The organism is Fictibacillus sp. NRS-1165 (assembly GCF_050468105.1).
Classification (GTDB): Bacteria; Bacillota; Bacilli; order Bacillales; family Fictibacillaceae; genus Fictibacillus_C; species Fictibacillus_C terrinigri.
Map to the genome: position 1 here is coordinate 1 of NZ_JBDPNU010000119.1, position 2,270 is coordinate 2,270.

Here is a 2,270-nt window from a genome sequence, read left to right on the forward strand (position 1 = left end):
AGAGTTTATCACGCCTTAGTTCGACCAAAATTGATCACAAAAATATATATTGAGAAAAATATTCAACGGCACTTTGATTTTTCGAACAAAACCGTACTTGATTTTGGGTCGGGGACTGGGGCGAACTGTACCTTGTTTTCACCAGATCATTATTTTGGGCTAGACCCGGATCATGGCAGGATTGACTTTGCCAAACGAATGTACTCCCCATATCGTTTTCAAGCTTTTTCCGGGAATAAACTTCCTGCAAAGGATAGTAGCTTTGATGTTATTTTAATTATCGCTGTCCTCCATCATATCTCACCGGAAGCCATCCGTGACTATGTAACGGAATTTAAAAGAATTTTAAAACCAGATGGCAGAATAATTATCATCGAACCGTGTTTTTTTAAAAAGTCGCCGGTAAGCAATTGGTTCATGCAGTGGTATGATGCTGGTAATTACATCCGGCGGGAGGAAGATTATCTAAATTACTTTGCCAAAGCAAATTTCAAATGCAACGTGTTAAAACGGTTTAAAAAATGCTTATTATATAATGAGCTATATTTTACAGCCTTTCTTTAATTGTATCTTAGACAAACACAAAGTTCCTTCGTCTTAAAATAAACAAAAACTTAATAGTAAGTGGCATTAAATGTGCGAAATTAAAGCATTAAAAAAGTTTGGACATACGATAATAGGTGTGATCCTTTGCCATTATGATGCAGGGATCGGGCGGGAATGGAAAAGATCCTATCGTGAAGATTTACATAGTTAATAAATCCTCCACCACTGTTAAAACTTTGAATCGCAGTTTTAAGTTCGCCCTTTACTTTTTTAAGTTGGTGAGGAAAAATTCTTTGTTCCTTGTTGAATAGACTTTTCCGGATTATTAATGCAGCCCACCGTGCCGCAATAGCTCTCGCTTGCTTGCATATCGGATTACTCAACTATTGGATGCAGGAAATAAAAATGCATTCAAAATCGATGTTCATGAAAAAACTGCACCCCTATTGTTAGTTGTGCCTAACAATAGGGGTGCAGTTCATTTTAATGCTGTTTTTTAATTATAAGTTTCCTGTTTTCATCTCTTCCAGTATGTATTCCGCTGTACGTAATGCTAATGAATAAACAGTTAATGTTGGATTTGCAGCAGGGGCTGTGACAAAGGATGCTGAACCAGCGATAAATAAATTTTTTATGTCGTGTGATTGCCCAAAGCTGTTTACAACAGATGTTTCAGGGTCAGACCCCATCCTGCAACCGCCCATTAAGTGTGCATTGCTGTGCAAATGGTACAAGGGTTGTCCGCTGACTGCAACTCCTATTTCAGCCAGCTTTTTTTGTGCTTCTTCACGTATTTTCAGATCATTGGTATGGAAAGAAAAATGGACTTCCGGAACTGGCAATCCATAATCATCCATTTCCTTTCCAAGAATAACACGGTTGTTTTCTTGAGGCAGCACCTCTCCTAGCATGGCAAAGCAGCCGTAGTGATTATAATCGAGCATGCGATCTCTTAACTTTTCGCCATAGCTTTCTTGATCATTTTCGAAAAACAAGCTGGCCAGCCGAACTGGACGGTGGCCGTATGAATTTAATATGAACCCCCGGGCGTAGCCGTCTTTTCTCCCTTGTTCATAATGATCCATCGTTAATGCCTGCACAGGGTTCCCACGATACATTCTTATTTCATCGTCAAATTTAACAATCATTTGGTCGTTAAGATTCGTCATTAAATATCGGCGCTTGAATTTGCCAATCCATCCTTCGCGGAATGTAACAGTAATCGCGGTGTTTCAATTGCATAAGCGGCGAGGATTACGATCCGTGCTTCCTGAAAATGCAGTTCTTTTTCGAGAAGGTATTCGACTCCCCGTATTGTGCCATCCGGTTTGGTTACGACCCTTGTCGCCATCGCATTTGGAATAATTACAGCACCGTTATTAATGCTTTCTGGTACAAACGTGTTTAAAGGGGTAGTTTTCGAATGATCAGGCATGCATCCCTCTATACAAAATCCACTGTTGATGCAAGGTTTTCTTCCATTATGGGGAGCTGACAGGATGGCTAATGGAGAAACAGCATGCTGAATACCGAGTGATTCACAGCCCTCTCTGAATTTCAGCGTATTGTTGCTTAAATCATGGTGAGCAGGTAATGATTCTGTTGTCTTGAATAGTCATAGCGGTAATTTCCTGCATAATTAGCATATTTGCTTCCTTCTGTTGTTCGAGGATCAGGAACAAATTGCGCGGAATGGACATCGTTACATCTTCATGAGTGCCTTC

At 40.0% G+C, this 2,270-nt stretch carries 4 protein-coding genes; 1 reads left to right on the forward strand and 3 read right to left on the reverse strand.

Annotation, left to right across the window (positions count from 1 at the left end; translation table 11 throughout):
• On the forward strand, positions 1-564 hold a 564-nt coding region (locus ABHN01_RS24850; protein ID WP_429877767.1), incomplete at its 5' end, for a class I SAM-dependent methyltransferase.
• A gap of 252 nt (positions 565-816) precedes the next feature.
• Here the strand turns inward: ABHN01_RS24850 and ABHN01_RS24855 are convergent.
• The 3 genes from ABHN01_RS24855 to ABHN01_RS24865 form a co-directional block, all read right to left on the reverse strand.
• Positions 817-915, reverse strand: a complete 99-nt coding sequence (locus ABHN01_RS24855) for a lysozyme family protein (RefSeq protein ID WP_429877768.1) — start codon at positions 913-915, stop codon at positions 817-819.
• A 131-nt stretch (positions 916-1,046) separates the two neighbouring features.
• On the reverse strand, positions 1,047-1,715 hold the full coding sequence (locus ABHN01_RS24860) for a GMC oxidoreductase (RefSeq protein ID WP_429877769.1): 669 nt from the start codon (positions 1,713-1,715) through the stop codon (positions 1,047-1,049).
• Entirely contained in the window at positions 1,715-2,107 is a 393-nt protein-coding gene (locus ABHN01_RS24865) for a GMC family oxidoreductase N-terminal domain-containing protein (protein ID WP_429877770.1), read from the reverse strand. The genes ABHN01_RS24860 and ABHN01_RS24865 overlap by 1 nt, the downstream gene beginning before the upstream one ends.
• Positions 2,108-2,270: the final 163 nt, after the last annotated feature.

What these genes read in the sequence shown, in the direction of transcription:
- ABHN01_RS24860 (WP_429877769.1), bottom strand. Translation starts at nt 1,715, where the DNA reads ATGACGAATCTTAACGACCAAATGATTGTTAAATTTGACGATGAAATA.
- ABHN01_RS24855 (WP_429877768.1), bottom strand. Translation starts at nt 915, where the DNA reads ATGCAAGCAAGCGAGAGCTATTGCGGCACGGTGGGCTGCATTAATAAT.